Origin of the sequence: Microbacterium sp. SA156, from assembly GCF_049065455.1 — a bacterium.
GTDB lineage: Bacteria > Actinomycetota > Actinomycetes > Actinomycetales > Microbacteriaceae > Microbacterium > Microbacterium barkeri.
Genome location: NZ_JBAKGU010000008.1, coordinates 100,560 through 124,802, shown reverse-complemented (window position 1 = coordinate 124,802; position 24,243 = coordinate 100,560). Strand labels below are relative to the sequence as shown.

Genomic DNA, 24,243 nt, shown 5'->3' with positions numbered 1-24,243 from the left:
AGACCCGCATGTCCGCGCCTGCCGCCACCGCACCATCCGCCCCGCCGCTTCCCGGTCCCGATCGGGACCGCAGCATCGATCTCGCCCGCGCGGGCGCCCTCGTCGTCGTCGTGCTCCTGCACGCCACGATGGTCGGCATCGACGTCCAGGGCGGTCGCCCCGTGTTCTCGAACGCGCTCGACATCGACGGGTTCGCTCCCTGGAGCTGGCTCGTGCAGGTGATGCCCCTGTTCTTCGCGGCGGGGGGATTCACCGCTGCCCGCTCGTTCCGACGCTCGCGCGCTCGCGGGGCCTCCCGTGCGGCGTTCGCCGCCACCCGCGTGCGGCGTCTCCTGCGGCCCCTCCCGCTCGTCATGCTCGTCCTGGCGGCGGGCCTCTCGGCGCTGCTCGTCGCGGGGGTCCCGGGCGATCTCGTCGCGGTCGCGGGATTCCGGATGTCGCAGCCGCTGTGGTTCCTCGGGGTGTTCGTCTTCGCGCAGGCGCTCGTGCCCGCGCTGGTCGCCGCGCATGATCGCGCTCCCGTCGTCACGCTCGCCGTGCTCGCCGCGGCCGTGGTCGCCGGCGACGTCCTCCGGATGACGAGCGGCGTCGAGGCTCTCGGCCTGCTCGGTCTCGCCTCCGTGTGGCTCACGGTGCAGCAGCTCGGCTTCTGGATCGAGGATGGCCGCGCTGACGCGATCGCGGCGCGCGTGCGCTGGCGGATGGCCGCGGGCACCGTCGGCGTCCTCCTCGTCCTCGTCGTGTCGGGCGCCTACGCGGCGGACATGTACGTGAACCTCAATCCGCCGACGGTCGCGCTCGCGCTGTTCGCCTTCGCGCAGGTCACCCTGTTCACGCTCGCGCGCCCGACTCTGCGCCGGTGGGCAGGGCAGCCGCCGGTCGCACGAGCGGTGGATGCGATCGGCGGCCGCGCGATGACCGTCTACCTGTGGCACATGCCGGCGCTCGTAGCGCTCGCGGGAGCCGTCGCGGGGAGCGCCCTCGTCACCGGCGCCGATCTTCCGGCGCCCGCATCTCCCGCATGGTGGCTGGACCGCCCGGCGTGGCTCGTGCTCGGCGCGGTCGTCGTGGGCGCGGTGGCCTGGGCCGCGAGCCGCTTCGAGGCGCGGCACGCGCGCTCGGGTGCGGAGCCGGTCACCGAGCAGGCAGGGCGCGCGGCCCTCGCGACCCTCACGGGGGCGGCCGCGGTGGCCGCGGTGCTCGCGCTCGGACTCGGCCCCGCGACGGCCCTCCTCTCCGCGCTCCTCGCCGCGCTCGCCGTGCGGCTGTCGGCGGCCGGCCCGATCCTGCCCCGCGGGCTCACTCCGGCCGGCGCGCGCGGAGGTCGGCGATCTCCTCTTCGAGGGCCTCGACGCGGCGCCGGAGGGCGAGCACCTTCCGCACGCCGGGCAGGGTGACACCCTCCTCCGTCAGCGTCGCCACCTCGCGCAGTCGATCGACCTCGTTCCGCGAGTACCGGCGCTGGCCGCCCTCGGAGCGCTCGGGCGAGACGATGTCCTGGTCGTCGAGGCGACGCAGCGCAGCCTGCGGCATCCCGAGCAGCGACGAGACCTGCCCGATCGTGTAGAACGGCGCGGTCTGGTCGTCCAGGGGCGACGCAGGCTCGCCGTCGCTCGTCTCGGCGTCATCGCTCATGTCCCCATCCCTTCAGGCAGTCCGGAGACCTCGGTGCGGGTCTCATCTGCGCGGAGGTCGAGCCGCCACGGCCCGATCGGCAGGCCGGTGATCTCGACGCGGCCGATCGCGGGCGGCACGGATCGGATGTCGAGGCGGCCTTCGGGCACGTCGGCATCCAGCCCGAGGCAGATCCGGAGGATCTCGAACGGCGTCGCGGCGGCCCACGCCTGCGGGGAGCACGACGTCGGGTAGGGGACCGGCAGGGGCTTGTCTTCGCGCGCGAAGCCGCAGAAGAGCTCGGGGAGACGCCCGTCGAACGCCTCGAGCGCATCGAGGAGACCGGTCGCGACCTCGACCGCGGCATCCCGGCGCCCGTACCGGGCCATGCCTGCGGCCGCGAGCACGGTGTCATGCGGCCAGACCGACCCGTTGTGGTAGCTCGCGGGGTTGAATCGCCGCGACCGCGACGAGAGGGTCCGGATGCCGAAGCCGGTGAAGAGATCGGGCTGCAGCAGGCGGTCGATCACCCGGTCGGCGACCTCGTCGGGCACGATGCCGGTCCAGAGGCAGTGCCCGACGTTCGAGGAGAGCACGCGCACCGGCTCCTTGCGCGCGTCGAGCGCGAGCGCGTAGAAGCCCTCGTCGGGCAGCCAGAACGCCTCGTGGAAGCGCGCCTGCAGTTCAGCGGCCCGCGAGCGCTGCTCGGCCGCGTACGCCGCCTCGCCCAGCGTCTCCGCGATCTCGGCGGCCGCGAGGCGCGCCGCGTAGCAGTAGCCCTGGACCTCGGCGAGCGCGATCGGCGCCTGCGCGTCGGTGCCGTCGCGGTGGGCGATGGCATCCGAGCTGTCCTTCCACCCCTGGTTCGCGAGCCCGCGGTCGGTGCTGCGCTGGTACTCGACGAACCCATCGCCGTCGCGGTCGCCGAAGCGGTCGATCCACGCGATGGCGCGTCGGACATGCGGCCACAGCTCCTCGATGGCCTCGCGGGGAGCTCCCCAGCGCCGCGCCTGGCCGACGAGCATCGCGAAGAGCGGGGTCGAGTCGATCGATCCGTAGTAGACCCGATCGCCGCCGAGGGCGAGCGACAGGTCCGCTCCCAGCCGCACCTCATGGAGGATGCGCCCGGGCTGCTCCTCCGTCATCGCCGACTCGCGCGCGCCCTGCAGCCGAGCGAGGGCGCGCAGGGTCCCGAGTGCGAGACTCGGCGCGAAGGGCATCATCATCGCGCTGGTGAGCAGAGAGTCCCGGCCGAAGAGGGCCATGAACCACGGCGCTCCCGCCGCGACGACCTCGTCCTCGGGATGGGACGGGTCGACGATGCGGAGCGCACCGAGGTCGCGCTCGCTTGTCGCGAGTGCGGCCGCCAGCACCGTGTTCGCCACCGAGATCGAGGGTGTCGCGTCGTGCCACCCGCGCATGCGCAGCGCCGGCTGCGTGCCCTCCACCGGGTCGCCGAGCGGGAAGGACGCGGCCAGCTCGCTGCCGTCCACGGCCGGCCGAACCTCGATGCTGCCCCGCCACGTGCCGCCCGGCTCGACGACGATGCGGAAGGCGAGCGCTCCCGAGGCGGCCTGCGCTCCGGGCGCCGACACGCGCACGCCCCGCTGGGCCGTCCCCTCGCCCTCCAGGCGGAAGTGGAGTCCGTCCCGGTCGAACCCGCCCGTCACGCCCGCCGGCCGCTCGGCCCGGCGCTCCTTGACCTGGAAGAGGTCGGCGAAGTCCGCGTCGACGTGGAGGACGACGTCGAGACCCGCCGGCTCGCTCCCGTAGTTCGAGATCGCGAGGTCCTCGCGCATGCCGCTGCCGACGAGCCGGCGCCGCTCGACGATGATCGTCGGCTCGATGTTGCCGGGGCGGGCCGGAACGCGGCCGATGAAACGCGTCTCGAAGGGCTCTGCCGGGATGATCCCGAGCGGCTCGACCGAATGGCCGTCGATGCGCAGCTCCCACTGAGACAGCACGCGGGTGTCCTGCACGAAGAGGCCATCGGCCTGACGAGGGACGATGTCGCCATCGGGGCGGGAGACGCAGAACGACGATCCCTCGACGAGGGTCACGGATGCCTGCGGCTGCTGCACGGTGCCGAGTCCTCGGGGCCGGGTGCGATCGTCGTCGATGGGCAGCCGGGAGGTCCGCGGCTCCACGTCGTCTGCGGTCTCGACGGGGGACGACACGATGTCGGTCACGGTGCTCCTCTCTGACGGGCGCTCTGAAAACCTTCACTTGCAATCGTAGGTTTCCTCTCAATAACCTGACAAGCGACGGCTCAACGTCGAGCTCTTCACCCCACCTTGCGATAGCGCCGATGGAGGAGGAGGTACGCGCATGTCGCTGATCGTCGAACGAGAGGGCACACCGGAGGACGAGGTGGCCACGCGCCCGCTGCGGATCGGGATGATCGCGCCGCCGTGGTTCGAGCTCCCGCCGCGCGGCTACGGGGGAACCGAGGCCGTCGTCGCGGCCCTCGTGGACCAGCTCGTCGCCCGCGGACACGAGGTGACCCTCGTCGCCTCGGGGGAGCGCCGCACACGCGCGCAGCGCCACGTGCGGGTGTACGACGAGCCGCCCTCGCACCTGCTGGGGTCGAGCGTCATGCCCGAGGTCGTGCTCGCGGCCGAGGCGGCGCGCTCGCTCGACGAGCGCGAGCTCGACATCGTCCACGACAACTCCGCGGCGGGGCCCCTGCTCGCCCGCTCGCGCACCATCCCGACGCTCGTGACGATGCATGGGCCGGTGACGGGTGACAACGGCGACTACTACCGCCGGCTCGGGTCGAGCGTCGACCTCGTCGCGATCTCCGACGCCCAGCGCCGTCAGGCTCCTGATCTGAACTGGGTCGGGACGGTGCACAACGCGATCGACGTGCCGAGCTTTCCGTTCCGCCCGCACAAGGAGGATCACGTGCTCTGGATCGGGCGCTTCAGCCCCGACAAGGGGGCGCATCTCGCCATCGAGGCCGCGCGGCGTGCGGGGCGTCGCATCGTGCTCGCCGGCAAGCTCAACGAGACCGCCGAGCGCGAGTACTTCGCCGACGCCGTGCGCCCCCTGCTGGGCCGAGACGCCGAGTACGTGGGCGAGGCGGACGCGAGCGTGAAGCGCGAGCTGTTCGCGAGCGCCGCCTGCCTCGTCTTCCCGATCCAGTGGGAGGAGCCGTTCGGCATGGTGATGGCCGAAGCGCTCGCGTGCGGCACGCCCGTCGTCGCGACGCCGCGCGGCAGCGTGCCCGAGATCGTCCGGCACGGCGAGACCGGGTTCGTCGTCGACGGCCTCGACGCCCTCGCGCAGGCGATCCAGCGCGCGGGCGATCTCGATCCCGCGGCCTGCCGCCGCGATGCGGAGACGCGGTTCGATCTGCCGGTGATGGCCGAGGGGTACGAGCGGGTCTACCGCGTCCTCGCCGAGGGGAGCGAGACCATCCGCTCTCTCACGGCCGCCGCTGCCTGAGCCGAGCCCGTCCGGGACGGCCGCGCATCGCTCGCGCGGCCGTCCCGGACGGACACGAGTCATCCTCCAGGGGGATGGGAACGCACCCACGGGGTGACGACGCGCCGCACGCCCCTCCGTAGCGTCGTAAGCGACCCGGAGGGATCCCCATGACCGCGTTCTTCGACCTCGTCGCCACGGTGCTGCTCGACACCGCGACCTCGCCCTGGATCTACCTCGTCGCGTTCGCCGTGTGCGCGGTCGACGGGCTGTTCCCGCCCGTCCCGAGCGAGACGGTGATCGTGTCGGCTGCGGCGATCGGCGCAGCGACGGGGGAGCCGGTGCCCTGGCTCATCGCGCTCCTCGCGGCGTGCGGCGCCTTCGTCGGCGACGGGCTCACCTACCTCCTGGGGCGCGCGATCGGGACCGAGCGCTTCGGATGGACGCGGATCGGGCGCGTGCGGCGGACGATCGAGTGGGCGCAGGCGGGCCTCGATCGGCGCGGCGCCTCGCTCATCCTCATCGCGCGCTACATCCCCGTGGGGCGCGTGGCCGTGAACCTGACCGCCGGCGCGACGCGCTATCCGCCCCGCCGCTTCGTGCCGCTCGCGCTCGTCGCGGCGGCCGCCTGGGCGGCGTACTCCGTCGGCATCGGCCTCATCGCCGGCACCTGGCTCCGCGAGCAGCCGCTCCTGGGCGCCGCGATCGGCGCAGGCATCGCGATCGTGCTCGGGATCGCGATCGATCGCGTGATCGCCCTGCGTCAGCGCTCGCTCAGCCCAGAAGCAGAGCGCACGCGAACAGAGCCGGCAGGCATCCCAGCGTCGTGAGGAACACGGTGTCGCGGGCGACCACCTCGCCGACCTCGTAGCGCTGCGCGTAGTTGAAGACGTTCTGCGCGCTGGGGAGCGCGGCGAGCACGACCACCGCGAGCAGCGCGTGGTCGTCGAGCTGGAAGGCGAATCGGCCGATCGCCCATGCCACGAGCGGCATGAGCGCGAGCTTGCAGACCGTCGCGAGGGCGATGTCGCGGCGCGTGCCGACCTGCGTGAGGACGCGCTGGCCGTAGAGCGACATGCCGAAGCTGATGAGGAGCACGGGCACGGCTCCGCCCGCGAGGAGCCGCAGCGGGTCCATGAAGATGGGCGGGAGCTCGACGTCGAGGAGCGCCACGAGAACCCCGAGGGCCGCGCCGATGATCATGGGGTTGCGCAGCGTCCGCCGCGCGATCGCCCCGAAAGACGCCTCTCCCGATGACGAGCCGTCGAGGATGGCGAGCACGATCGGCGTGAACACGAGGAGCTGGAGGAGCAGGATGGGCGCGGCGTACGCGGCGTCGCCGAGCACGTAGGTGGCGATCGGGATGCCGATGTTGTTCCCGTTCACGTACCCGGCGCCCAGCGCCCCGACCGCCGTGACGCCCCACCCGCGACGCCAGCCGAGCCGGGCGACGAGGCCGTAGAGGATGAAGATCGCCGCGGCCGCGAGCGCGGAGACGGGCAGCAGCGCCGAGAACAGCACGCCGAGATCGGCCTCTGCCAGCACGGTGAAGAGCAGGAACGGGTTCAGCACGAAGAAGCAGAGTCGGCTGAGCACGAATCGGCCCTGCGGCCCGAGGAGGTCGACGCGCCCGACGACGTAGCCGGTGAGGATCGCCACGCCGACGACCGCGAAGCCGGTGAGGACGTCGATCATGCGGGGGTCTCTCTCACCCCTCCAACCTACGCCCCGCGGCGATGCGCCCCGTGCGCTGGATAGGCTCGCGGGGTGAGCGGAATCGAGCGCGTGACGGTGTTCCTGGGGTCGGCGACGGGTGTGCGGCCGGACTACGCCGAGGCCGCGACCGCGTTCGGCCGTGCGCTCGCGGCGCGCGGCACGGGGCTCGTCTACGGCGGCGGGCGGGTCGGGCTCATGGGCACGGTCGCCGACGCCGCATCCGAGGCGGGCGGAGAGGCGATCGGGGTCATGCCCCAGGACCTTGTGGACGCCGAGATCTCGCACCCGGGGCTGACCGCTCTCGAGATCGTGCCCGACATGCACGCGCGCAAGCTGCGCATGGCCGAGCTCGGCGACGCCTTCGTGGCGCTGCCCGGGGGAGCGGGCACGCTCGAGGAGCTCTTCGAAGCGTGGACCTGGCTGCAGCTCGGGATCCACCGCAAGCCGGTCGCCCTCCTCGATGTCGCCGGCTTCTGGCGCCCGCTGCTCGATGCCCTCGACCACATGACGGCGGAGGGCTTCGTCCGCTCCGCGTTCCGCGACACCCTGATCGTGGCGGACGACGCGGGCGCGCTGCTCGACGCCCTCGAGACATGGGAGCCGCCGGCACCGAAGTGGGGGTCGCCCGCACCGCGTCCCTGACCCCCTTGCCGGCGCCGATGGCTCGCGCCTATGGTCAGGGCGGAGTCATCCGGCGACGAGAGGATCTTCATGAGCCGCGTGTTCTGCGATGTCACGGTCTCGCTCGACGGGTGCGTCGCGGGCCCGGACCAGAGTCTCGAGGACCCGCTCGGCATCGGCGGCGAGGACCTGCATCGCTGGATGTTCGAGGCGGCCGAGGAGAACAGGGACGAGCGCGACGCGATCACGCGCGCCGGCGCGTTCATCATGGGCAGGAACATGTTCGGGCCGATCCGCGGGGAGTGGCCGGACGAGTCGTGGCAGGGGTGGTGGGGGAGCGAGCCGCCGTATCACGCGCCGGTCTTCGTGCTGACGAACCACGCGCGTCGCCCGCTCGAGCTCGAGGGCGGCACGACCTTCCACTTCGTCACCGACGGCATCGAGGCCGCGCTCGATCGCGCACGGGCCGCAGCCGGCGATGCGGATGTCTCGGTGTGCGGCGGCGCGCAGACCGCGAACGCGTACCTGCGCGCCGATCTCGTCGACGAGCTGCGGCTCCATATCGCCCCGATCACGCTCGGGCCGGGCGCGCGGCTCTTCGAGGGCGTCGCTCGCTTCGGGCTCGTCCCCGCCTCGGCGCGGTCGACGCCGCTCGCCACGCATCTCGTCTTCCGGCGTGCGGAGAGCCGCTGACCCGGCGACGTCGGCGGGGCATGGCAGGATCGCGTACGTGACGAGCCCACCCGACCCCGCAGACCGGCTTCGGGACCTCGCCCTCCTCCGCCGGGTGCGCGACCGGATGGACCGCGAGTTCGCCCAGCCGCTCGACGTCGAAGCCCTCGCGCGCGGCGTGGGCATGTCCGCTGGCCACCTCAGCCGGCAGTTCAAGCTCGCGTACGGGGAGTCTCCGTACTCCTACCTCATGACGCGGCGGATCGAGAGGGCGATGTCGCTCCTGCGACGCGGCGATCTGACCGTCACGGAGATCTGCTTCGAGGTCGGCTTCGGTTCGCTCGGCACGTTCAGCACGCGCTTCGCCGAGCTCGTGGGAATGCCGCCGAGCGAGTACCGGCGACGGTCCGAGGGCGACCTCGCGGGCGTTCCCACCCTCATCACCAAGCACGTGACGCGACCGATCAGGAATCGAGAAGCGCGACCATCCGACCCGCGGATAGCGTGAGCGACATGACCATCACGATCCACTCCAGCTTCCTGCCGCAGACCGACCCTGAAGCCGCTCTGGGCTTCTACCGCGACGCCCTCGGCTTCGAGGTGCGCAACGACGTGGGCTACGAGGGGCTGCGCTGGCTCACCGTGGGCCCGGCTGACCAGCCCGACACGAACATCGTGCTCTACCCGCCCGCCGTCGAGAGCGGGAACACCGATGACGAGCGCCGCACCATCCTCGAGATGATCGCCAAGGGCACCTATGCGAGCCTCCTGCTCGCGACGCCCGACGTCGACGCCGAGTTCGCGCGGCTCGAGGCCCTGGGCATCGACGTCGTGCAGGAGCCCATGGACCAGCCGTACGGCGTTCGCGACGCGGCGTTCCGCGACCCGGCGGGCAATATGATCCGCCTGCAGCAGCGCCCCTGACCGCCCCGAGCCCCTTCTGCCGACCTGGAGAGACGATGACCGCAGCCTCCGACAGCACCTCCGCTCACGTCGCCGACACGCACGACGTCATCCGCGTGCAGGGCGCGCGGGAGAACAACCTCAAGAACGTCAGCATCGAGATCCCGAAACGGCGGCTGACGGTGTTCACGGGCGTCTCGGGGTCGGGCAAGAGCTCGCTCGTGTTCGACACGATCGCCGCCGAGTCGCGCCGCCTCATCGACGAGACCTACAGCGCGTTCGTGCAGGGGTTCATGCCGTCGGTGCCGCGCCCCGACGTCGACGTCCTGGAGGGGCTCACGACGGCCATCCTCGTGGACCAGGAGCGGCTCGGAGCGAATCCGCGTTCGACCGTGGGCACCGTCACCGACGCGAACGCGATGCTGCGCATCCTGTTCAGTCGGCTGGGGGAGCCGCACATCGGCGGCCCGACCGCGTTCTCGTTCAACATCCCCACGCAGAAGGCGAGCGGCGTGATGACGTCGGCGACGGGGGAGAAGACGATCGTCAAGGACGTCGTGTACCTCGGCGGCATGTGCCCGCGGTGCGAGGGGAGGGGAGCGGTGTCCGACATCGACCTCTCGCAGGTCGTGGACGAGTCGAAGTCGCTCGATGAGGGCGCGATCATGGTGCCCGGCTACACGCCGGACGGATGGATGGTGAAGGGCTTCTCGCAGTCGGGGTTCTACCCGTCGGACAAGCCGATCGCCCAGTTCACCGAGAAGCAGCGGCACACGTTCCTCTACGGCGAGGTGACCAAGGTCAAGATCGCCGGCATCAACATGACGTACGAGGGGCTCATCCCCAAGATCACGAAGTCGATGCTCTCGAAGGACATCGGCGCGCTGCAGCCGCACATCCGCGCCTTCGTGCAGCGCGTGGCGACCTTCGCGACGTGCCCGGAGTGCGACGGCACCCGTCTGACCGAGGCGGCGCGCGGTTCGAAGATCGACGACGTGAGCATCGCCGACGCATGCCGCATGCAGGTGACGGACCTCGCCGAGTGGGTGCGCGGACTGGACAAGCCCGGCGCGGGCCCGCTCCTCGCGGCGCTCGGCGCGAACCTCGACGCGTTCGTGACCCTCGGCCTGGGCTATCTGAGCCTCGACCGGCCATCCGGCACGCTGTCGGGCGGCGAGGCGCAGCGCATCAAGATGCTGCGTCACCTCGGCTCCGCGCTGACCGATGTCACGTACGTGTTCGACGAGCCGACGATCGGCCTGCACCCGCACGACATCCAGCGCATGAACACGCTCCTGCTGCAGCTGCGCGACAAGGGGAACACGGTGCTCGTCGTGGAGCACAAGCCAGAGGCCATCGCGATCGCCGACCGCGTCGTCGATCTCGGGCCCGGCGCGGGCAGTGCCGGCGGAACGATCTGCTACGAGGGGACGGTCGACGGGCTGAAGGCCAGCGGAAGCCTGACCGGGAAGCACCTCGACGACCGCGCGCAGATCAAGCCGAGCGTTCGGGAGCCGAAGGGCGCCATCGAGGTGCGCGGTGCGAGCGAGAACAACCTGCAGGATGTCGACGTGGACGTCCCACTCGGCGTCCTCACGGTCGTCACGGGCGTCGCGGGGTCGGGCAAGAGCTCGCTGATCCACGGATCGGTCGCGCGACGCGAGGGCGTCGTCTCGATCGACCAGGGCGCGATCCGCGGATCGCGACGCAGCAATCCCGCCACCTACACAGGCCTCCTCGATCCCATCCGCAAGGCCTTCGCGAAGGCGAACGGCGTCAAGCCCGCGCTCTTCAGCGCGAACTCCGAGGGCGCATGCCCGACATGCAAGGGCGCCGGCGTCATCGTCACCGAACTGGGGTTCATGGAGACCGTCGAGACGCCGTGCGAGGACTGCGGTGGCAAGCGGTTCCAGGCGGGCGTGCTCGAATACAAGCTCGGCGGGCGCGACATCACCGAGGTGCTCGACCTTCCCGTCGCGGAGGCACGCGCGTTCTTCTCCGAGGGCGAGGCGCGGATCCCCGCGGCCGCGGCCATCCTGGGCAGGCTCGAGGACGTCGGTCTCGGCTACCTGACGCTCGGCCAGCCGCTCTCGACGCTGTCGGGCGGCGAACGTCAGCGGATCAAGCTCGCGAACGAGATGGGGGAGAAGGCCGAGGTCTACGTGCTCGACGAGCCGACGACGGGTCTCCACCTTGCCGACGTCGAGAACCTCCTCGGGCTGCTGGATCGGCTCGTCGACGCCGGCAAGACCGTGATCGTGATCGAGCACCACCAGGCGGTGATGGCTCATGCGGACTGGATCATCGACCTCGGTCCGGGGGCCGGCCACGACGGCGGGCGCATCGTCTTCGAGGGCACGCCGGCCGAGCTCGTCGCCGCGAGGTCGACGCTCACCGGCGAGCACCTGGCGCAGTACGTCAGCGCTCCGGCTGTGACGGAAGCGGGCTGACCCGGTGAGCGACGCCGCGCCGCCGCGCGACCGCGCGACGCGCAAGGCCGATGCGCTCCGCCAGCTGACCGCGCCTGCGGCGGACGGATGGGTGGCGACGGCGTCGCCGGACGGGCGACCCCATCTCGTGCCGCTGTCGATCGCGTGGGTGGACGATCGCATCATCGTCGCGCTCGAGGGCTCGTCTCTCACGGCGCGGAATATCGCGTCCTCGGGCGTCGCGCGGCTTGGTGTCGGGCAGACGAGAGATGTCGTCCTGATCGACGCGTCGCTCGACGCGACGCACGGCGTCGACGACGTCGAGAGCATCGGGCACGCGTATGCCGCGCAGGCGGACTGGGACCCGCGCGGCCTCGCAGGCTATGTGTTCCTCGTGCTGCGCCCGACGCGCATCCAGTCCTGGCGCGAAGTGGACGAGTTCCCCGGACGGATGCTCATGTCGGATGGCGAGTGGCTGATCTGAGGGCAGCCCGCGCGCTCGGGATCATCCGATAATGCACATTATGTCAGTTCGCGTTGAGGGATGGTCCGCGGCGAGATGCGCGCGGCTCCCCTCACTCGGCGGTGACCAGCCCCGCGCGATGCGCGATCACCGCGGCTTCGACACGATTGCGCGCGCCGAGCTTCCCGAGGATCGCGCTCACGTGGCCTTTGACCGTTCCCTCGACGAGATGCAGCTGCGCGCCGATCTCCGCATTCGACGCCCCCGCGCCGAGCAGCGCGAGCACCGCCTTCTCCCGCTCGGTCAATCCCGCAAGCGCCTCCCGCGCGGCCGCGTCGCGCATCCGCTCTCCTCCGCGGTAGGGCGCGATGACCCTTCGGGCGATCGTCGGCGACAGATAGGCTCCCCCGTCGGCGACGGCACGGACGCCCGCGATGAGCTCTCGCGGATCAGCGGCCTTGACGAGGAAGCCCAGCGCGCCCTCGCCCAGCGCGCGCTCGATGTACTCGTCCTCGCCGAAGGTCGTGAGGATCACGACCCTCGTGCTCGGTGCCGCCCGCGCGATCTCCGCGGCCGCGGTGAGTCCGTCCACGCCCGGCATGCGGATGTCGAGGACCGCGACGTCCGGGCGATGCTGCCGCACGCCGTCGATCGCGCTCCGGCCATCCCCTGCCTCGAACACGACCTCGATTCCCGCGTCGGACTCGAGGATCGCCCGCGCCCCTGCCCGGATCATGGGCTCGTCGTCCGCAAGGAGGACGCGGATCACGACGCACCCAGGAGGGTCTTCTCGACGAGCACGCCGTCCTCGAAGCAGAGGCGATACACCGCGTCGGTGAAGTGGAGCCAGCCGTCGCGCGCCGCGAAGTACTCGCACCGTGCCCCGCTCGGTGGCGCGTCTTCCTCCACGACGATCGGCGGCGGCGCGGGGATGCCCGCGGGCAAGCGGGGTGCGAGCTCCGAACGCGAGACGCCCAGTTCGATCTGCTCGTAGACGCTGGACGGGATCGCCGTCTGGGTCACGGTGACCGCCTGCACGACGAGGATGCCGACGATGGCGAGCCCGAGGACGGCCGCAGGAACCACGGCCGACTGCAGGATCCGTCGGCGGGTCTCCTGCGAGTTCGAGGTCAGTGCCGCATCCCACACGCGGTCGTTCGTGTCCATCCGCGGCTCAGGGCGAAGGGGCGCCCGGAGCCGCAGCTCGAAGCCGTCTGCGACCGCTCCCGCCTCGACCGACGCGCCGAGCAGGGCCGCACGGCGCTGGAGACTGGGGATCCCGTGCCCACTCCCCTGCGTCCCCTGCCGGGATGGCGCGCCCGACCGCACCGTCAGGTCGAGGTGCTCAGCGCCATCCGCAGCGAGCTCCACCTGGACGGCCGCTCCGGGTGCGTGGCGCGAGGCATTCGTGAGACCCTCACGCAGCGTGCGCGCCGTGAGCTCGATCATCAGGGGGTGCAGGCGGTCGAGCACGGCCGAGTCGAGGCGCGCCTCGACGGGAACGCCGGCCTGCTGCGCCCCATTCACGAGCGCCGCGATGTCGTCCTTGCCGAGGGGCTCGAGCCGACCACTGGAAGCGGGTCGCGTCATGCGGACGACGTCGTGAAGCCGGCTGCTCGCACGCACCGCCGCTTCCCGGAGCTCAGCGAATCGCTCCCGCTGCGCCTCGTCCAGTCCCCGGCCGAGCTCGAGCGCACCCGCCTGGACCGCGATGAGAGCGAGCTCATGGCCGATGGTGTCGTGCAGGTCATCCGCGATGCGAGCCCTCTCCTCGGCCTGGGCGCGCTCGGCCAGCACCCGCGCGTCGGACTCGCGCTGCTCGGCGCGCAGCCGCCGATATCGCCCGATCCACCAGGGACCGACCACTGTCAGGATGGTGATGAGCGACGCTGCCATCCAATCGCCGGCAGACCCTCCGGGCAGGATGATCGAGAGCGGCAAGAGCGCGACGAGCGTCACTGCGATGGTGAGGATGGCTGCCGCGAGCGATCGCATGCGACGACCGGCGAGGTACGCGCACACCGCGGCAGGCAGAAGGAGAAGCACGACGGCGGAATCGCCCCAGCGTGCCACCGGCAATGACGTCGCGACCGCCACGCCGAGGAGAGCGACCCCGAGTGCAGTCGGCCACGACTGTCGCACGTGATCGGTGATGCGCCGCATGCATTCATCGTAGGGAGCGGGTGTCGCGCGCAGACCTGACGAAAGTAAGGACTCCTCCTGCCGTTCGACCGATTCGCTCGCGAAAGCCGATCCATAACGTCGGCTGCATGGACTTCATCGACCTCCTCACCGCGCTGGTGACCGACCTCGCCGCATCGCCGTGGGTGTACCTCGTGGTGTTCGGCGTGTGCTTCATCGACGGCTTCTTCCCGCCCGTGCCCAGTGAGACGGTCGTCGTCGGCGCAGCGACGATCTCGGTCGCTTCCGGCGAGCCGCATCTGCTGCTTCTCATCGCGACTGCCGCACTCGGCGCGATCGCCGGCGACAACGTCGCGTATCAGCTGGGGCGAGCGATCGGCACGACACGCTTCCGATGGATGCGCACCCCTCGCGTCGCGGCCGCGATCGGATGGGCTCGCCGCGGCCTGCGGGATCGGGCGGCACTCCTCATCTTCGCGGCCCGCTACATCCCGGTCGGGCGCATCGCGGTGAACATGACCGCAGGAGCCACCGGCTACCCGGCGCGGCGCTTCGTGCCGCTCTCCGTCGCGGCCGGAACCTCGTGGGCCGCGTACTCCGCGCTCTTCGGCATCGTCGCGGGCCGATGGCTGCACGACCAGCCGCTCGTCGCCATCCTTCTGGCTGTGTGCGTCGCGACGGCGGTCGGTGCTCTCATCGATGCGATTCTCCGGCGCTTCCTCGCTCGCGACGCCGAGTCGCTGGACGAGAATCGTGCACAGCTGGAGGATCCGGTCGTCCAGGACTGATCCTGTGCGGGTCGCTCGCTCACCGGCGCACGTCGCTCCAGAGCCAGCGCAGGGCGTCGGGGAGAAGGACGCCGGCAACGCACCCCCGCCGCGATAGCCTCTCGCCATGGGCGTGCAAGCGATCGACATCCAGGTGGACGACGTCCCGGCGGCGACGAGACTGCTGTCCGAGGCATACGGGTGGACCGTGCTCACGGACGGCCCGCACTTCGGCGAGCTCGACGCGGGAGGGCTCCGGGTCATGCTGTCTCGCGATGCGATGGTGCCCTGGGGCACGACGGATGGCGTCATCCTGCATCACTACGTCGAGGACGTGGCCGCGGCCACCTCGCGCGCTGTCGCCGCCGGAGCCGAGCTGCTGCGCGGCCCTCTGCTCACGGACTGGGGCACCGAGGCGGCCTACCTCCGCGGGCCCGGCGGCCTGATCGTTGATGTGTGCAGGGACGCCTGACGTGTCGCTCCCCGTGCGATTCGACGAGCGGCCGGGTCGGTGATCATGACGAGCGGATGGCCGCACATCGACAAGTGCGAATGGCTCTTGCCCACTCCTCGGCGCCATGGAACCCTTCAAGCATGCTGATCTACTCGATGGGTGTGTCGGTCGATGGGTTCATCGCCGACCGCTTCGGATCGTTCGACTGGTCGGTGCCGAGCGATGACCTGTTCCGATTCCACCTCGATCGGGTCAGCGAACTCGGCGCCACACTCCTCGGACGTCGCCTGTACGAGACGATGCGGGTCTGGGAGACCGATCCGTCGTTCCGCGACTCTCCTGATGCGAACACCTTCGCCGACGTCTGGACCGCCCTTCCGAAGGTCGTGTTCAGTCACACGCTCGAGGGCGTCGAAGGGAACGCCCGACTCGCTGAGGGCACCTTGGCCGAGGAGGTCGCAGCGGTCATCGAATCCACGCCCAAGGACGTCGAGATCGGCGGGGCGGATCTCGCCGCACACGCCTTCGAGCTCGACCTGATCGACGAGATCCGGATCTTCCGGTACCCCATCATCGTCGGCGGTGGTCCGCCGTTCCTTCCCCCGCTCGCCCGACCGCTCCCCCTCGACCTCATCGAGACGCGCACGTTCGACTCCCGTGTGATCTACGAGCGCTATCGCCGGACACGCTGACAATCCCCTCCCCCAGCGCTTGCCCCTCGATCACACCAAGGCAGAGTCGTTATCGTTCTGTGACCTTTTCGTCGCTTCTTGGCTTCGTAGGGGTCTTCGAATGTCGGTGGTGGGCGGGACACTGGTTTCATGAGCGATGGGGCTGTGTGGGGTGAAGGGGATGGTCCGTGCCCGACGGCTTCGGAGCGTGCGGCGGTGGACGCGGCGATCGAGGCGATCCGGGCGGCGGACAGGGTGATCGCTCATGCCCAGGCGGCGCGTCAGATGGCGTTGGCGTCGGCGTCGCAGGTGGCGTGGGCACAGCATGAGCGGCAGGTCGCAGCCGGGGGTTCGTCGCGGGCGTGGGCGCATCGCGCGATCGCGGAGGAGATCGCCGCGGCCACGCACACCCCGGGCCGGTCGGTGGAGCGGCAGATGAACGACGCGACGGTCCTCGTCTCCCGGTTCCCGGTCGTGCGGGACCGGCTCGCGGAAGGGACGGTGTCGCTCCCGCACGCGCGCACGATCGTGCTGTGCGGGGACCGGCTCGATGACCCTGCCCTGCGGGCGACGTATGAGGTGCGGGTGCTGGAGCGGCTGGACCGGCTGCCGATGACCGCGGCCGCGTTGGCGGAGGTGGCGCGGAAGATCGCGCAGGAACTGGACCCGGTCTCGATCAGCGACCGCCACAAAGCCGCACGCGGGCGCCGGCGGGTGGGGTTCCGTCCCGGGGAGGACGCGATGGGCGCGTTCGACGCGGAGGTCGCGAACGTGCTCGGGGTCGGGATGATGGACCGCATCGACCAGATGGCGAAGTCCGTCATCGCCGCCCGCGCCGCGGCCCGCCAGGCCGGGGACCCCGTCGCGCTCGCGGATGACCGCTCGCTGGATGAGATCCGGGCGGACATCTTCACCGACCTCACCCTCACCGGCACCCCCACCGGCCACGACCACCTCTACGGCGCCACCTTCAACTGGGCGCATGCGAAAGCCGGCGATGTCGGACTCGGCGCCACAGGCACAAGCGGCGCGGATGCGGACGTGAAGGCGGGCGATGTGGGCCTGGGCGTCATGGGCGTCGACGGCGACGCGGACGCGAGCGCTGATGCGGGCGCTCGCGCGGACGCGCGCAGGTCACCCGGCGCGGCCGCCGAATCCGGTTCGGACGCTGCCTCAGCCGCGGGATCGGGTGCGGCGTTCCGTTCCCGGAAACCTCCGGCGGTCGGGCTCGGGGCGATTCGCGGGAGCGTGCACATCACCATCCCCGCCGAAGCGATCTCCGACCCCACGAACCGGACCGAGGGCGCCACGCTCGCCGGGGCGGGCCCCATCCCGATCATCGACGCCAAGCAGATCGCCGCGGACGCGACGATCTGGAACCGTGCGTTCACCGACGCGAACACCGGAGTCCTCCTCACCGTCGACCAGAGATTCCCCACGATGGCGCAGCGGCGGTTCCTGAAAGCCCGGGACGAGCGGTGCCGGTTCCCGGGATGCCGGCAGGCCATCCGGAAGCACTACGTCGACGTCGACCACACCCACCCCCACTCCCGCGGCGGGCCCACGAACGTGGCCAATCTCGAGTACCTCTGTGAAACACATCACATGCTCGAGCAGATGACCCAGTGGGCCGTGAAACAGGGCCCCGGTGGCGTGCTCGAATGGACCTCCCCGAATGGGCACGTCTACACCGACACCCCACCACCCGTCGCCCGCTTCACCCCACCCGACAACGAACCCCCACCCTTCTGAGCGCGGGCCGAGAGGCCGACTTCAGGGGCAGGTTCGTGTGTGCCGGGACAGGTCAGATGCGACCGCGGACGGGAGTCCGCTCGACGGGGTCGCCTCCCTCGGGCATGACCATCTCAGCGCGCACGCCGAGAAGGCGCACCTCGCGCTCGTGGTCCAGCGTCTCACCGAGCGCAACCGCCGCGGCGACGACGACGTCGCGATCGAGTGTTGGCTCTGCCAGCTTCCGGCCGAGCGTCTTCGTGATGAATGGCGCGTAGCGCACCTTCAGGTTCACACGGGTCACGGCGCGCCCTTCGGCCTCGCAGTCGGCGAACGCCTCGGCCGCGAGCTCGCGCAACGCAGACTCCACCTCGGCCGGCGTCGTCAGGTTGCGCTGATAGGTCGTCTCCCGGCTGTGGCTGCGCGCGATCCAGGGCGTGTCATCGACCACCGCTGGACCGAGCCCCGACCCGAGCTCGTGATACCAGACGCCCATCTTCGGGCCGAACTCCGTCACGAGTTCCTGACGATCCGCATCGGCGAGTTGACGCACCGTCTCGATGCCGTGATCGGCGAGGCGCTTCTGCACCTTCGGTCCGACGCCCCAGAGGTCCCGGGTGGGCTTCTCCCCCATCACCTCGAACCAGTTCTCGGCCGTGAGTCGGAACATCCCGCGCGGTTTCCCGAACTCCGTTGCGATCTTCGCGCGCACCTTGTTGTCGCCGATCCCGACCGAGCAGTGCAGCGATGTCGCCTCGAGCACCGCAGCCTGTGCCTCTCGAGCGACCCTCTCGGGGTCGTCGCTCGTGACCCCGAGGAAGCACTCGTCCCATCCGATCACCTCGAGCACCACACCCGGAAGGCCGCGAAGGGTGCTCATCACCTCCTCCGACGCCGCTTCATAGGCAGCGTGGTCGACGGGGAGGAAGACGGCGTCCTCGGGCGCCTTTCGCGCCGCGATCTTGAGCGGCATCCCCGACCCGATCCCGAATTTCCTTGCCTCGTACGAGGCCGTCGAGACGACGGCCCGCTCAGTCGGGTCGCCCCGCCCGCCGACGATGACCGGCTTTCCGGCGAGCTCCGGACGTCGCAGCACCTCGACCGCGGCGATGAACTGGTCCATGTCGACGTGCAGCACCCAGGGAACCGGAGTCATGGAACGAGTGTGTCGCGCCGCGACGCGGATGTCACCCCGTTGCGTCCCGCGACGCGCGGCGCATCCGCGCCTCGACGATCCCAGGAACGGCATCATCGGCCTGTTCCTGGCCATCGAACTCGAACCCGTTCTTGCGGTAGAACGCGATGGCTCGCGGGTTCTCCTTCGCCACCCACAGAACACACGCATCGTGACCGACCGCGGCGTCGAAGAGCGCCTGCCCGATACCTGCTCCGTGCCATCGAGAGCGCACGTAGAGCGTGTACAGCTGGCGTGAAGAGGAGTCGGTGCCGCTCTCGCTGCCCGGTCCGGCGGAGACGAAGCCGACGAGCTCATCCCCCAACGCGGCGGTGAGCACCGTCCATTCGGGTCGCGGGTTCGCGAGGATGCGCTCCCACATCGTCTGACGCATCTCCAGGTGCGCGTCACCGAAGAAGTCGCTTGGAAGCAGATGCCCGTACGTCTCGCGCCACGTGAGCACATGCAGTCGCGCGAGCGCGGGAGCGTCGGCAGGCAGCGGACGCCGGATCAGCATCTCCATGGCGTCATCATGGCAGTCAGCGCTGAAGGACGTGCCAGATGCACCGTTCCCGGCGCCTTCTCATGCCTCAGGAGAACTCGAGCTCGGCGAGACTCGTCACCCTCCGGCACTCGGTCGTCGGCCGCGAGTTCTCACGATCGAGGTACACCGGGAACACCCCCGCACCTCGTGCCCCGCAGACGTCGGCGTCCCAGTTGTCCCCCACCATCCACGCGTCACGAGCGTCGACGTCGATCGCCCCGAGCGCCGCATGGAACGCCCGCGGGTCAGGCTTGCCGGCCGGAAGCTCGCTGCTGAACACGGCCGCATCGATGGCCTCGGCGAGCCCGAACCGCTCGAGCTTCCGCATCTGCTGGGCCGCCTGGCCGTTCGACAGCACGACGATCCGCAGTGAGGCCGCACGCGCTCTCTGCAGAGCGGGAAGGGCGTCCGCGTACCGCTGCCAGCCCGCCTCATAACGCTCGAGGTAGGTCGAGAACAGCTCGGACGCCTCGGCATCGGTCAGCTCCATCCCGAGGAACTCCCGGACGCGCTCGCGCCGCTGATCCTCGAACCCGATCTCACGCAGCTGGTACCGCCGGTAATGGCGCTCGGCGATGAGGTGCCACCGCTCCGCGACGTCCGCGGCGGTGTGCCCCTGCTCCGTCGCCCAGGCGCGTGCGGCCGCGTCCTGCGCCGACCGCGTATCGAGGAGCGTGCCGTCGAGGTCGAAGATCACGCCGCGCAAGGTCATCGCGGCATCAGCCCCTCGAGCGCGTGTCCCACCCGGTCGTCTCGCCCGTCGCCCACGCCCCGAGCCTATGCGGCGCACTCCCCCGCGCCGTGCATCCGCACCTAGCATGAGGAGCATGCAGCCGGAGCTCGCACGCACTTTCCTCGACATGGGCGCCGAATACGAGCGCTACCGCCCCGGGTTCCCGGACGACGCGGTCGCCGTGTTCGCCCCGGAGCGTCTCGGCGACGTCCTCGATCTGGGCGCGGGGACGGGAAAGCTCACCCGCAAGCTCGTCCCGCTGGCCGATCGCGTGGTCGCCATCGACCCCTCGGAGCCGATGCTCGACCAGCTGCGCATGATCCTGCCGGCCGTCGACGTCCGCGTCGGCACCGCCGAGGACATCCCCGCGCCCGATCGGAGTCAGGACCTCGTGACGGTCGCACAGGCGTTCCACTGGTTCGATGAGTCGCTCGCGTGCGCCGAGATCGCGCGCGTCCTCCGGCCGGGCGGTGCGCTGGCCCTCCTGTGGAACACCTACGACCCCGAGTGCGCATGGGATCGCGCCTGCGCCCGAGTGCTGCATCCAGGATGGTCCGACCAGATCTCCGAGCGGACCCTCCCGCCCGCGATGTCGCCCCTCCCCGGTTTCCGCCCCGTGACGTCCGCCTGGATCCCGTGGAGTGAGCGCATCACGCGTGACGACTACCTCGCCCGATGGATGACGGTCAGCACCGCACGCGCGGCCGATGAGGACACGCGCGCCGACATGCTCTCCCGCCTCGAGGAGATCCTCGACCACGACCCGGACACGCGCGGTCGAACGGACCTCGACCTGCACCAGGGCACTGAGGTGTACGTCTACCGGCACGACACCGGGATCGCATGACAGAGTGCACGGAGGTGCCGCTCACAGGCGGCAACGCAACCGGCGACGTCGTCCGCGTCGGAGACACGGTGCGCAAGCCCTGGACGCGGAACTCCGCACGCATCGCGACGTTCCTCTCCGCGCTCCGCGCGCAGGGTGTCGACGCGCCCCGGCCGCTCCCGCGCGACGACCAGGGGCGGATGGTCCTGGAGTACATCGGAGGCACGACCGCGCTCGAAGGCGATCCGCTCACGCTCTCCGAGCTGGCTCGAGTCGGTCGCATGGTTCGCGAGATCCACGACGCGAGCGCGACCATCCCGATGGATGGCACGCACGACTGGGATGTGCTCATCCCGGCAGCGGACGCGGATCTCCTCTGCCACAACGACCTCGCTCCCTGGAATCTCGTCATCGGCGAGCGATGGGTCTTCATCGACTGGGACGGCGCGGGCCCGAGCACGCGCCTGTGGGACCTCGCGTACTCGGCTCAGGCCTTCACGCTCAACGACGCCGCGCAGCCGCCGCTCGAGGCGGCCGCCTGCCTCCGCGCCTTCGTCGACGGGTACGGCGCCGACGCCGATCTGCGCGACGCGCTGCCCCAGGCGATGGCCGCTCGCGCTGCGGCCATGCACCGCCTCCTCGCCGAGGCGCACGCGGACGGGCGCGAGCCGTGGGCGACGATGCATGTCGAGGGTCACGGCCGGCATTGGCGAACCGTGACGTCCTTCGTCGAGGAGCACGTGGACATCTGGACGCGCGCGCTCGCCGTCTGAGCACGCCGGAGGCGCGCGGCCATGGGGCCGCGCGCCTCCGATAGGTCACCTCACTGCACAGGCAGCACGAGCTCCTGGTCGACCTCGATGAGGTCCGGGTTCGAGAGGATGTCCTGGTTGACCGCGAAGATGCCGAGCCAGCCGCTCTCGATGCCGTTCGCCTCCGCGATCTCGAAGAGCGTGTCGCCGGCCTCAACCGTGTAGGTCTCGTCCGACGGCTCGACGTCCGGGAGGTCATACGTCGGCTGGGCGGGAGCGGCCGCTGCCGGCTCCTCCGCCGGCGCAGCAGTCTCGGCGGGGGCGGACTCCTCCGCCGGTGCAGAGTTCTCCGCCGGCGCGGTGTTCTCGGCCGGTGCCGCGGGCGCCGACTGCTCCGAGCCGCTCGTGTCGGCGCCGCCGGTCGCGCCGATCTGCGCCGAGCAGGTGGGCCAGGCGCCCCAGCCCTGTGTTGCGAGCACGTTCTCGGCGACCCGGATCTGCTCCTCGCGCGACGCAGCGGCCGGGTTGCCCGTGCCGCCGTTCGCCTGCCACGTCTCCATCGAGAACTGCAGGCCGCCGTAGTATCCGTTGCCGGTGTCGATCGCCCAGTTGCCGCCGGACTCGCACTGCGCGAGGGCGTCCCACGTGGCGCCGTCGGCCGCATTCGCGGCCGTCGGGATGAACGTCGCCGCCGCTGCCGCAGCGGCGACTCCCGCGACGGCGAAGCCACCCCGCAGGCGTCGGGTCGTGCGGGTGACGGGTCGGGTATTCCTGTTCGGGTGCACTCTGAACTCCGCGGCCCCGTCTCGCTGCGCGCACCTCGCGTGCAGCGACCGCCCGACCGGTGAATCTGTCGATTTCAGGGAACGAAGGACTCTCGGGGCGGACTCGACGGCCATCCTTCGCGGTTCAAGGTGGCCACCTTAGGCAGAGATCACGAACAGATAACAAACCGATCCAGCGTCTTGCCAGCGGGTTCTTGAGTTCCGTTCGAGTCGCGACCTGCCTCCGTCCCGGTCAGCCCAGCCGCTTCCGCAGGAAGACCTGGGCCGTCCCGTCGCCCTCGTCGATCCGCTCCGTCTCGCGGTACCCCTGCCGCTCGTAGAGCCGGATGTTCGCCTCGCTCAGCGAGCCCGTGAAGAGCTCCGCTTCACGGGCGCCGGCGGACGCTCCCCTGGCTTCGACGGCGTCGAGCAGCCGCGACCCGATCCCATGTCCCTGCATGTCGGGCGCGATCGCGATCCGTCCGATGAGGAGGAGCTCGCCGTCGATCCGCGCGCGGAGCGCCCCGACCATCCGCGCGCCGTCGAGCGCGACGCAGCCGAGATTGTCCCGCAGCTCCCAGCGCACCTCGTCGAGGGTCTGGGTGAGCGGCGGCATGTCCGCGCTTCCGTAGATCTGCGCCTCCGAGACGAATGCCGCGCGCTGCAGGGTCATCACCTCTCCCGCGTCCTCTTCGCGGATCTCACGGATGTCCAGGTCGAGTTCGCCCATGCTCGTCACGCTATCGCGCGGGCGCGGAAGGATGGCGCGCGGACGGCGGATAGGGTCGGAGGATGAGCGCAGCGCCGACCGTCGAGGAGTTCTGGGAGCGGGCGAGAGGGGCGGTCGCGGATCTCCCCGCTTCGCCCACCGAGAGCTGGGCGTTCGGCGCGACGCCGGAGCATGCCGACGGCCTGCTCGCTCTCGTGCTGGCCGGCGTGAAGACGGGCACCGCCTCCGCGCTCTGGGACTATGAGGCGAGCGGAGACCGCCTCCCGCAGGCGGGCGACCTCAGCGTCATCCTGGACGGCTCGGGGGCACCGCGCGCGGTCATCCGGACCACGAGCGTGCGCGTCGTGCCCTTCGACGAGGTGGACGCGGAGCACGCGCACGCGGAAGGCGAGGGCGACCGCACCCTCGCCGCATGGCGCGCGATCCACGAGAGATTCTGGTCCGAGCACGGAGAGAGCGGCCGCCCCTTCTCGCCCGACATGCCGGTGCTGTGCGAGCGCTTCGAGCTCGTGTTCGCCGCCGACGACTGAGCCTCACACGACCGCCGCGAGCAGGCGCTCGAGTGCGAGGTGGGCCTGCCGTCGGATCGCGGCGCCGCCGCCCTGCTCCACGATCCACAGCGCCGCCTCGTTCATCGCACCGGAGAGCTGGCGCGCCAGCGCCTCGGCCTCCTGGCCGCGCAGCCCGCAGGCACGCAGGGCGTCGAGAAGGTGCACACCCGACGCCGCGTCGTCCTGCGCGCGCCACTGGCTCCATCCCATCGCGGCGGGCGCCTCGACGAGAAGCACCCGCGCAGCCTCACCCTCGGTGATCGCGTCGACGAAGGCGTGACTGCCGGCGACGAGCTGGGCGCGGGGGTCCTCCCCCGCGGCTTCGGCCGCCGTGATGACGGCTGCCGCGACGTCCTCCTGCAGCCGCGCCGCGGCCGCGTCGAACAGCCCGCGCTTCGAGGCGAAGTGGTGGTAGACCGCGCCGCGCGTCACGTCGGCGGAGCGGGCGATGTCGTCCACGGACGCGTCGGCGAACCCGTGCGTCGCGAAGGCCCGGGTCGCGACGGCGAGGATCCGCCGGGCGGTGACGGCCGCGTCGGCGGCGGATGATCTCGGCATGG

At 71.0% G+C, this 24,243-nt stretch carries 27 protein-coding genes; 16 read left to right on the top strand and 11 right to left on the bottom strand.

Going from position 1 to position 24,243, the window contains the following annotated elements; all coding sequences use genetic code 11:
* Positions 1-8 precede the first annotated feature (8 nt).
* Positions 9-1,397: an acyltransferase family protein gene (locus tag ACOWU6_RS09590; protein WP_421075537.1), complete on the top strand. Its 1,389-nt coding sequence runs from the start codon at positions 9-11 to the stop codon at positions 1,395-1,397.
* Here the strand turns inward: ACOWU6_RS09590 and ACOWU6_RS09585 are convergent.
* Together ACOWU6_RS09585 and ACOWU6_RS09580 are read right to left on the bottom strand one after the other, a co-directional pair.
* On the bottom strand, positions 1,300-1,635 hold the full coding sequence (locus ACOWU6_RS09585; protein WP_271171857.1) for a MerR family transcriptional regulator: 336 nt from the start codon (positions 1,633-1,635) through the stop codon (positions 1,300-1,302). The genes ACOWU6_RS09590 and ACOWU6_RS09585 overlap by 98 nt on opposite strands.
* Entirely contained in the window at positions 1,632-3,803 is a 2,172-nt protein-coding gene (locus ACOWU6_RS09580; RefSeq protein WP_421075536.1) for a glycogen debranching N-terminal domain-containing protein, read from the bottom strand. Before ACOWU6_RS09580 ends, ACOWU6_RS09585 begins: the two co-directional genes overlap by 4 nt.
* Positions 3,804-3,942: 139 nt before the next feature.
* On the opposite strand from ACOWU6_RS09580, the gene ACOWU6_RS09575 reads away from it, so the two are divergent.
* The gene (locus tag ACOWU6_RS09575) at positions 3,943-5,061 is read left to right on the top strand and encodes a glycosyltransferase family 4 protein (RefSeq protein WP_282977743.1); all 1,119 of its coding nucleotides are present in this window, start codon (positions 3,943-3,945) and stop codon (positions 5,059-5,061) included.
* 149 nt (positions 5,062-5,210) lie between these two features.
* Positions 5,211-5,870 carry a DedA family protein gene (locus ACOWU6_RS09570; RefSeq protein WP_421075535.1) on the top strand — a complete coding sequence of 220 codons (660 nt, stop codon included), beginning with the start codon at positions 5,211-5,213 and terminating at the stop codon, positions 5,868-5,870.
* On the opposite strand, the gene ACOWU6_RS09565 is transcribed toward ACOWU6_RS09570, so the two are convergent.
* The gene (locus ACOWU6_RS09565) at positions 5,815-6,735 is read right to left on the bottom strand and encodes an AEC family transporter (protein WP_421075534.1); all 921 of its coding nucleotides are present in this window, start codon (positions 6,733-6,735) and stop codon (positions 5,815-5,817) included. The two genes, ACOWU6_RS09570 and ACOWU6_RS09565, sit on opposite strands and share 56 nt — an antisense overlap.
* Positions 6,736-6,816: 81 nt before the next feature.
* On the opposite strand from ACOWU6_RS09565, the gene ACOWU6_RS09560 reads away from it, so the two are divergent.
* From ACOWU6_RS09560 to ACOWU6_RS09535, 6 genes are all read left to right on the top strand, one after another.
* Positions 6,817-7,398, top strand: coding sequence for a TIGR00730 family Rossman fold protein (locus tag ACOWU6_RS09560; RefSeq protein WP_416383306.1), 582 nt, complete (start codon positions 6,817-6,819; stop codon positions 7,396-7,398).
* Between the two features lie 69 nt (positions 7,399-7,467).
* Positions 7,468-8,070, top strand: coding sequence for a dihydrofolate reductase family protein (locus ACOWU6_RS09555; protein ID WP_421075533.1), 603 nt, complete (start codon positions 7,468-7,470; stop codon positions 8,068-8,070).
* 37 nt (positions 8,071-8,107) lie between these two features.
* Positions 8,108-8,557 (top strand): helix-turn-helix transcriptional regulator, encoded by a 450-nt coding sequence (locus ACOWU6_RS09550; RefSeq protein WP_324011264.1) that lies wholly within the window; start codon positions 8,108-8,110, stop codon positions 8,555-8,557.
* 5 nt (positions 8,558-8,562) lie between these two features.
* Complete coding sequence (locus tag ACOWU6_RS09545; protein ID WP_421075532.1) at positions 8,563-8,973, top strand: VOC family protein; 411 nt, start codon at positions 8,563-8,565, stop codon at positions 8,971-8,973.
* A 35-nt stretch (positions 8,974-9,008) separates the two neighbouring features.
* On the top strand, positions 9,009-11,402 hold the full coding sequence (locus ACOWU6_RS09540) for an ATP-binding cassette domain-containing protein (protein ID WP_421075531.1): 2,394 nt from the start codon (positions 9,009-9,011) through the stop codon (positions 11,400-11,402).
* A 4-nt stretch (positions 11,403-11,406) separates the two neighbouring features.
* Positions 11,407-11,865, top strand: a complete 459-nt coding sequence (locus ACOWU6_RS09535; protein ID WP_421075530.1) for a pyridoxamine 5'-phosphate oxidase family protein — start codon at positions 11,407-11,409, stop codon at positions 11,863-11,865.
* Positions 11,866-11,956: 91 nt separating this feature from the next.
* On the opposite strand, the gene ACOWU6_RS09530 is transcribed toward ACOWU6_RS09535, so the two are convergent.
* On the bottom strand, positions 11,957-12,613 hold the full coding sequence (locus ACOWU6_RS09530; protein ID WP_421075529.1) for a response regulator: 657 nt from the start codon (positions 12,611-12,613) through the stop codon (positions 11,957-11,959).
* Positions 12,610-14,007, bottom strand: coding sequence for a sensor histidine kinase (locus ACOWU6_RS09525; protein WP_421075528.1), 1,398 nt, complete (start codon positions 14,005-14,007; stop codon positions 12,610-12,612). The genes ACOWU6_RS09530 and ACOWU6_RS09525 overlap by 4 nt, the downstream gene beginning before the upstream one ends.
* Positions 14,008-14,114: 107 nt before the next feature.
* Here ACOWU6_RS09525 and ACOWU6_RS09520 point away from each other — a divergent pair, with 107 nt between their 5' ends.
* The 4 genes from ACOWU6_RS09520 (at position 14,115) to ACOWU6_RS09505 (ending at position 17,630) form a co-directional block, all read left to right on the top strand.
* Complete coding sequence (locus ACOWU6_RS09520) at positions 14,115-14,774, top strand: DedA family protein (protein WP_421075527.1); 660 nt, start codon at positions 14,115-14,117, stop codon at positions 14,772-14,774.
* A 106-nt stretch (positions 14,775-14,880) separates the two neighbouring features.
* Positions 14,881-15,225 (top strand): VOC family protein, encoded by a 345-nt coding sequence (locus ACOWU6_RS09515; RefSeq protein ID WP_421075526.1) that lies wholly within the window; start codon positions 14,881-14,883, stop codon positions 15,223-15,225.
* Positions 15,226-15,347: 122 nt separating this feature from the next.
* The gene (locus ACOWU6_RS09510; RefSeq protein ID WP_282977729.1) at positions 15,348-15,899 is read left to right on the top strand and encodes a dihydrofolate reductase family protein; all 552 of its coding nucleotides are present in this window, start codon (positions 15,348-15,350) and stop codon (positions 15,897-15,899) included.
* A 195-nt stretch (positions 15,900-16,094) separates the two neighbouring features.
* A complete protein-coding gene (locus ACOWU6_RS09505; RefSeq protein WP_421075525.1) occupies positions 16,095-17,630 on the top strand; it encodes a DUF222 domain-containing protein in 1,536 nt (511 codons plus the stop codon).
* A 52-nt stretch (positions 17,631-17,682) separates the two neighbouring features.
* Here the strand turns inward: ACOWU6_RS09505 and ACOWU6_RS09500 are convergent, their stop codons facing one another.
* From ACOWU6_RS09500 to ACOWU6_RS09490, 3 genes are all read right to left on the bottom strand, one after another.
* Positions 17,683-18,765, bottom strand: coding sequence for a DNA polymerase IV (locus ACOWU6_RS09500; protein WP_421075524.1), 1,083 nt, complete (start codon positions 18,763-18,765; stop codon positions 17,683-17,685).
* Positions 18,766-18,796: 31 nt separating this feature from the next.
* The gene (locus ACOWU6_RS09495) at positions 18,797-19,306 is read right to left on the bottom strand and encodes a GNAT family N-acetyltransferase (RefSeq protein ID WP_421075523.1); all 510 of its coding nucleotides are present in this window, start codon (positions 19,304-19,306) and stop codon (positions 18,797-18,799) included.
* Positions 19,307-19,373: 67 nt separating this feature from the next.
* The gene (locus ACOWU6_RS09490; protein WP_421075522.1) at positions 19,374-20,039 is read right to left on the bottom strand and encodes an HAD family hydrolase; all 666 of its coding nucleotides are present in this window, start codon (positions 20,037-20,039) and stop codon (positions 19,374-19,376) included.
* Positions 20,040-20,154: 115 nt separating this feature from the next.
* On the opposite strand from ACOWU6_RS09490, the gene ACOWU6_RS09485 reads away from it, so the two are divergent.
* Together ACOWU6_RS09485 and ACOWU6_RS09480 are read left to right on the top strand one after the other, a co-directional pair.
* Positions 20,155-20,907: a class I SAM-dependent methyltransferase gene (locus tag ACOWU6_RS09485; RefSeq protein WP_421075521.1), complete on the top strand. Its 753-nt coding sequence runs from the start codon at positions 20,155-20,157 to the stop codon at positions 20,905-20,907.
* Entirely contained in the window at positions 20,904-21,659 is a 756-nt protein-coding gene (locus ACOWU6_RS09480) for a phosphotransferase (protein ID WP_421075520.1), read from the top strand. Before ACOWU6_RS09485 ends, ACOWU6_RS09480 begins: the two co-directional genes overlap by 4 nt.
* Before the next feature lie 50 nt (positions 21,660-21,709).
* Here ACOWU6_RS09480 and ACOWU6_RS09475 read toward each other — a convergent pair whose 3' ends face one another.
* Together ACOWU6_RS09475 and ACOWU6_RS09470 are read right to left on the bottom strand one after the other, a co-directional pair.
* A complete protein-coding gene (locus ACOWU6_RS09475) occupies positions 21,710-22,423 on the bottom strand; it encodes a transglycosylase family protein (RefSeq protein WP_421075519.1) in 714 nt (237 codons plus the stop codon).
* Between the two features lie 232 nt (positions 22,424-22,655).
* Positions 22,656-23,132, bottom strand: coding sequence for a GNAT family N-acetyltransferase (locus tag ACOWU6_RS09470; protein WP_421075518.1), 477 nt, complete (start codon positions 23,130-23,132; stop codon positions 22,656-22,658).
* 62 nt (positions 23,133-23,194) lie between these two features.
* On the opposite strand from ACOWU6_RS09470, the gene ACOWU6_RS09465 reads away from it, so the two are divergent.
* Positions 23,195-23,662 (top strand): ASCH domain-containing protein, encoded by a 468-nt coding sequence (locus ACOWU6_RS09465; RefSeq protein ID WP_421075517.1) that lies wholly within the window; start codon positions 23,195-23,197, stop codon positions 23,660-23,662.
* Between the two features lie 3 nt (positions 23,663-23,665).
* Here ACOWU6_RS09465 and ACOWU6_RS09460 read toward each other — a convergent pair whose 3' ends face one another.
* The gene (locus ACOWU6_RS09460) at positions 23,666-24,241 is read right to left on the bottom strand and encodes a TetR family transcriptional regulator (RefSeq protein ID WP_421075516.1); all 576 of its coding nucleotides are present in this window, start codon (positions 24,239-24,241) and stop codon (positions 23,666-23,668) included.
* Between the last annotated feature and the right edge of the window lie 2 nt (positions 24,242-24,243).

Coding starts and splice junctions, on each gene's coding strand:
- ACOWU6_RS09500 (WP_421075524.1), bottom strand. CDS start 18,765: ATGACTCCGGTTCCCTGGGTGCTGCACGTCGACATGGACCAGTTCATC.
- ACOWU6_RS09520 (WP_421075527.1), top strand. CDS start 14,115: ATGGACTTCATCGACCTCCTCACCGCGCTGGTGACCGACCTCGCCGCA.
- ACOWU6_RS09575 (WP_282977743.1), top strand. CDS start 3,943: ATGTCGCTGATCGTCGAACGAGAGGGCACACCGGAGGACGAGGTGGCC.
- ACOWU6_RS09460 (WP_421075516.1), bottom strand. CDS start 24,241: ATGCCGAGATCATCCGCCGCCGACGCGGCCGTCACCGCCCGGCGGATC.
- ACOWU6_RS09515 (WP_421075526.1), top strand. CDS start 14,881: ATGGGCGTGCAAGCGATCGACATCCAGGTGGACGACGTCCCGGCGGCG.
- ACOWU6_RS09495 (WP_421075523.1), bottom strand. CDS start 19,306: ATGGAGATGCTGATCCGGCGTCCGCTGCCTGCCGACGCTCCCGCGCTC.
- ACOWU6_RS09480 (WP_421075520.1), top strand. CDS start 20,904: ATGACAGAGTGCACGGAGGTGCCGCTCACAGGCGGCAACGCAACCGGC.
- ACOWU6_RS09490 (WP_421075522.1), bottom strand. CDS start 20,039: ATGACCTTGCGCGGCGTGATCTTCGACCTCGACGGCACGCTCCTCGAT.
- ACOWU6_RS09585 (WP_271171857.1), bottom strand. CDS start 1,635: ATGAGCGATGACGCCGAGACGAGCGACGGCGAGCCTGCGTCGCCCCTG.
- ACOWU6_RS09590 (WP_421075537.1), top strand. CDS start 9: ATGTCCGCGCCTGCCGCCACCGCACCATCCGCCCCGCCGCTTCCCGGT.
- ACOWU6_RS09565 (WP_421075534.1), bottom strand. CDS start 6,735: ATGATCGACGTCCTCACCGGCTTCGCGGTCGTCGGCGTGGCGATCCTC.
- ACOWU6_RS09470 (WP_421075518.1), bottom strand. CDS start 23,132: ATGGGCGAACTCGACCTGGACATCCGTGAGATCCGCGAAGAGGACGCG.
- ACOWU6_RS09540 (WP_421075531.1), top strand. CDS start 9,009: ATGACCGCAGCCTCCGACAGCACCTCCGCTCACGTCGCCGACACGCAC.
- ACOWU6_RS09570 (WP_421075535.1), top strand. CDS start 5,211: ATGACCGCGTTCTTCGACCTCGTCGCCACGGTGCTGCTCGACACCGCG.
- ACOWU6_RS09465 (WP_421075517.1), top strand. CDS start 23,195: ATGAGCGCAGCGCCGACCGTCGAGGAGTTCTGGGAGCGGGCGAGAGGG.
- ACOWU6_RS09525 (WP_421075528.1), bottom strand. CDS start 14,007: ATGCGGCGCATCACCGATCACGTGCGACAGTCGTGGCCGACTGCACTC.
- ACOWU6_RS09510 (WP_282977729.1), top strand. CDS start 15,348: ATGCTGATCTACTCGATGGGTGTGTCGGTCGATGGGTTCATCGCCGAC.
- ACOWU6_RS09485 (WP_421075521.1), top strand. CDS start 20,155: ATGCAGCCGGAGCTCGCACGCACTTTCCTCGACATGGGCGCCGAATAC.
- ACOWU6_RS09555 (WP_421075533.1), top strand. CDS start 7,468: ATGAGCCGCGTGTTCTGCGATGTCACGGTCTCGCTCGACGGGTGCGTC.
- ACOWU6_RS09545 (WP_421075532.1), top strand. CDS start 8,563: ATGACCATCACGATCCACTCCAGCTTCCTGCCGCAGACCGACCCTGAA.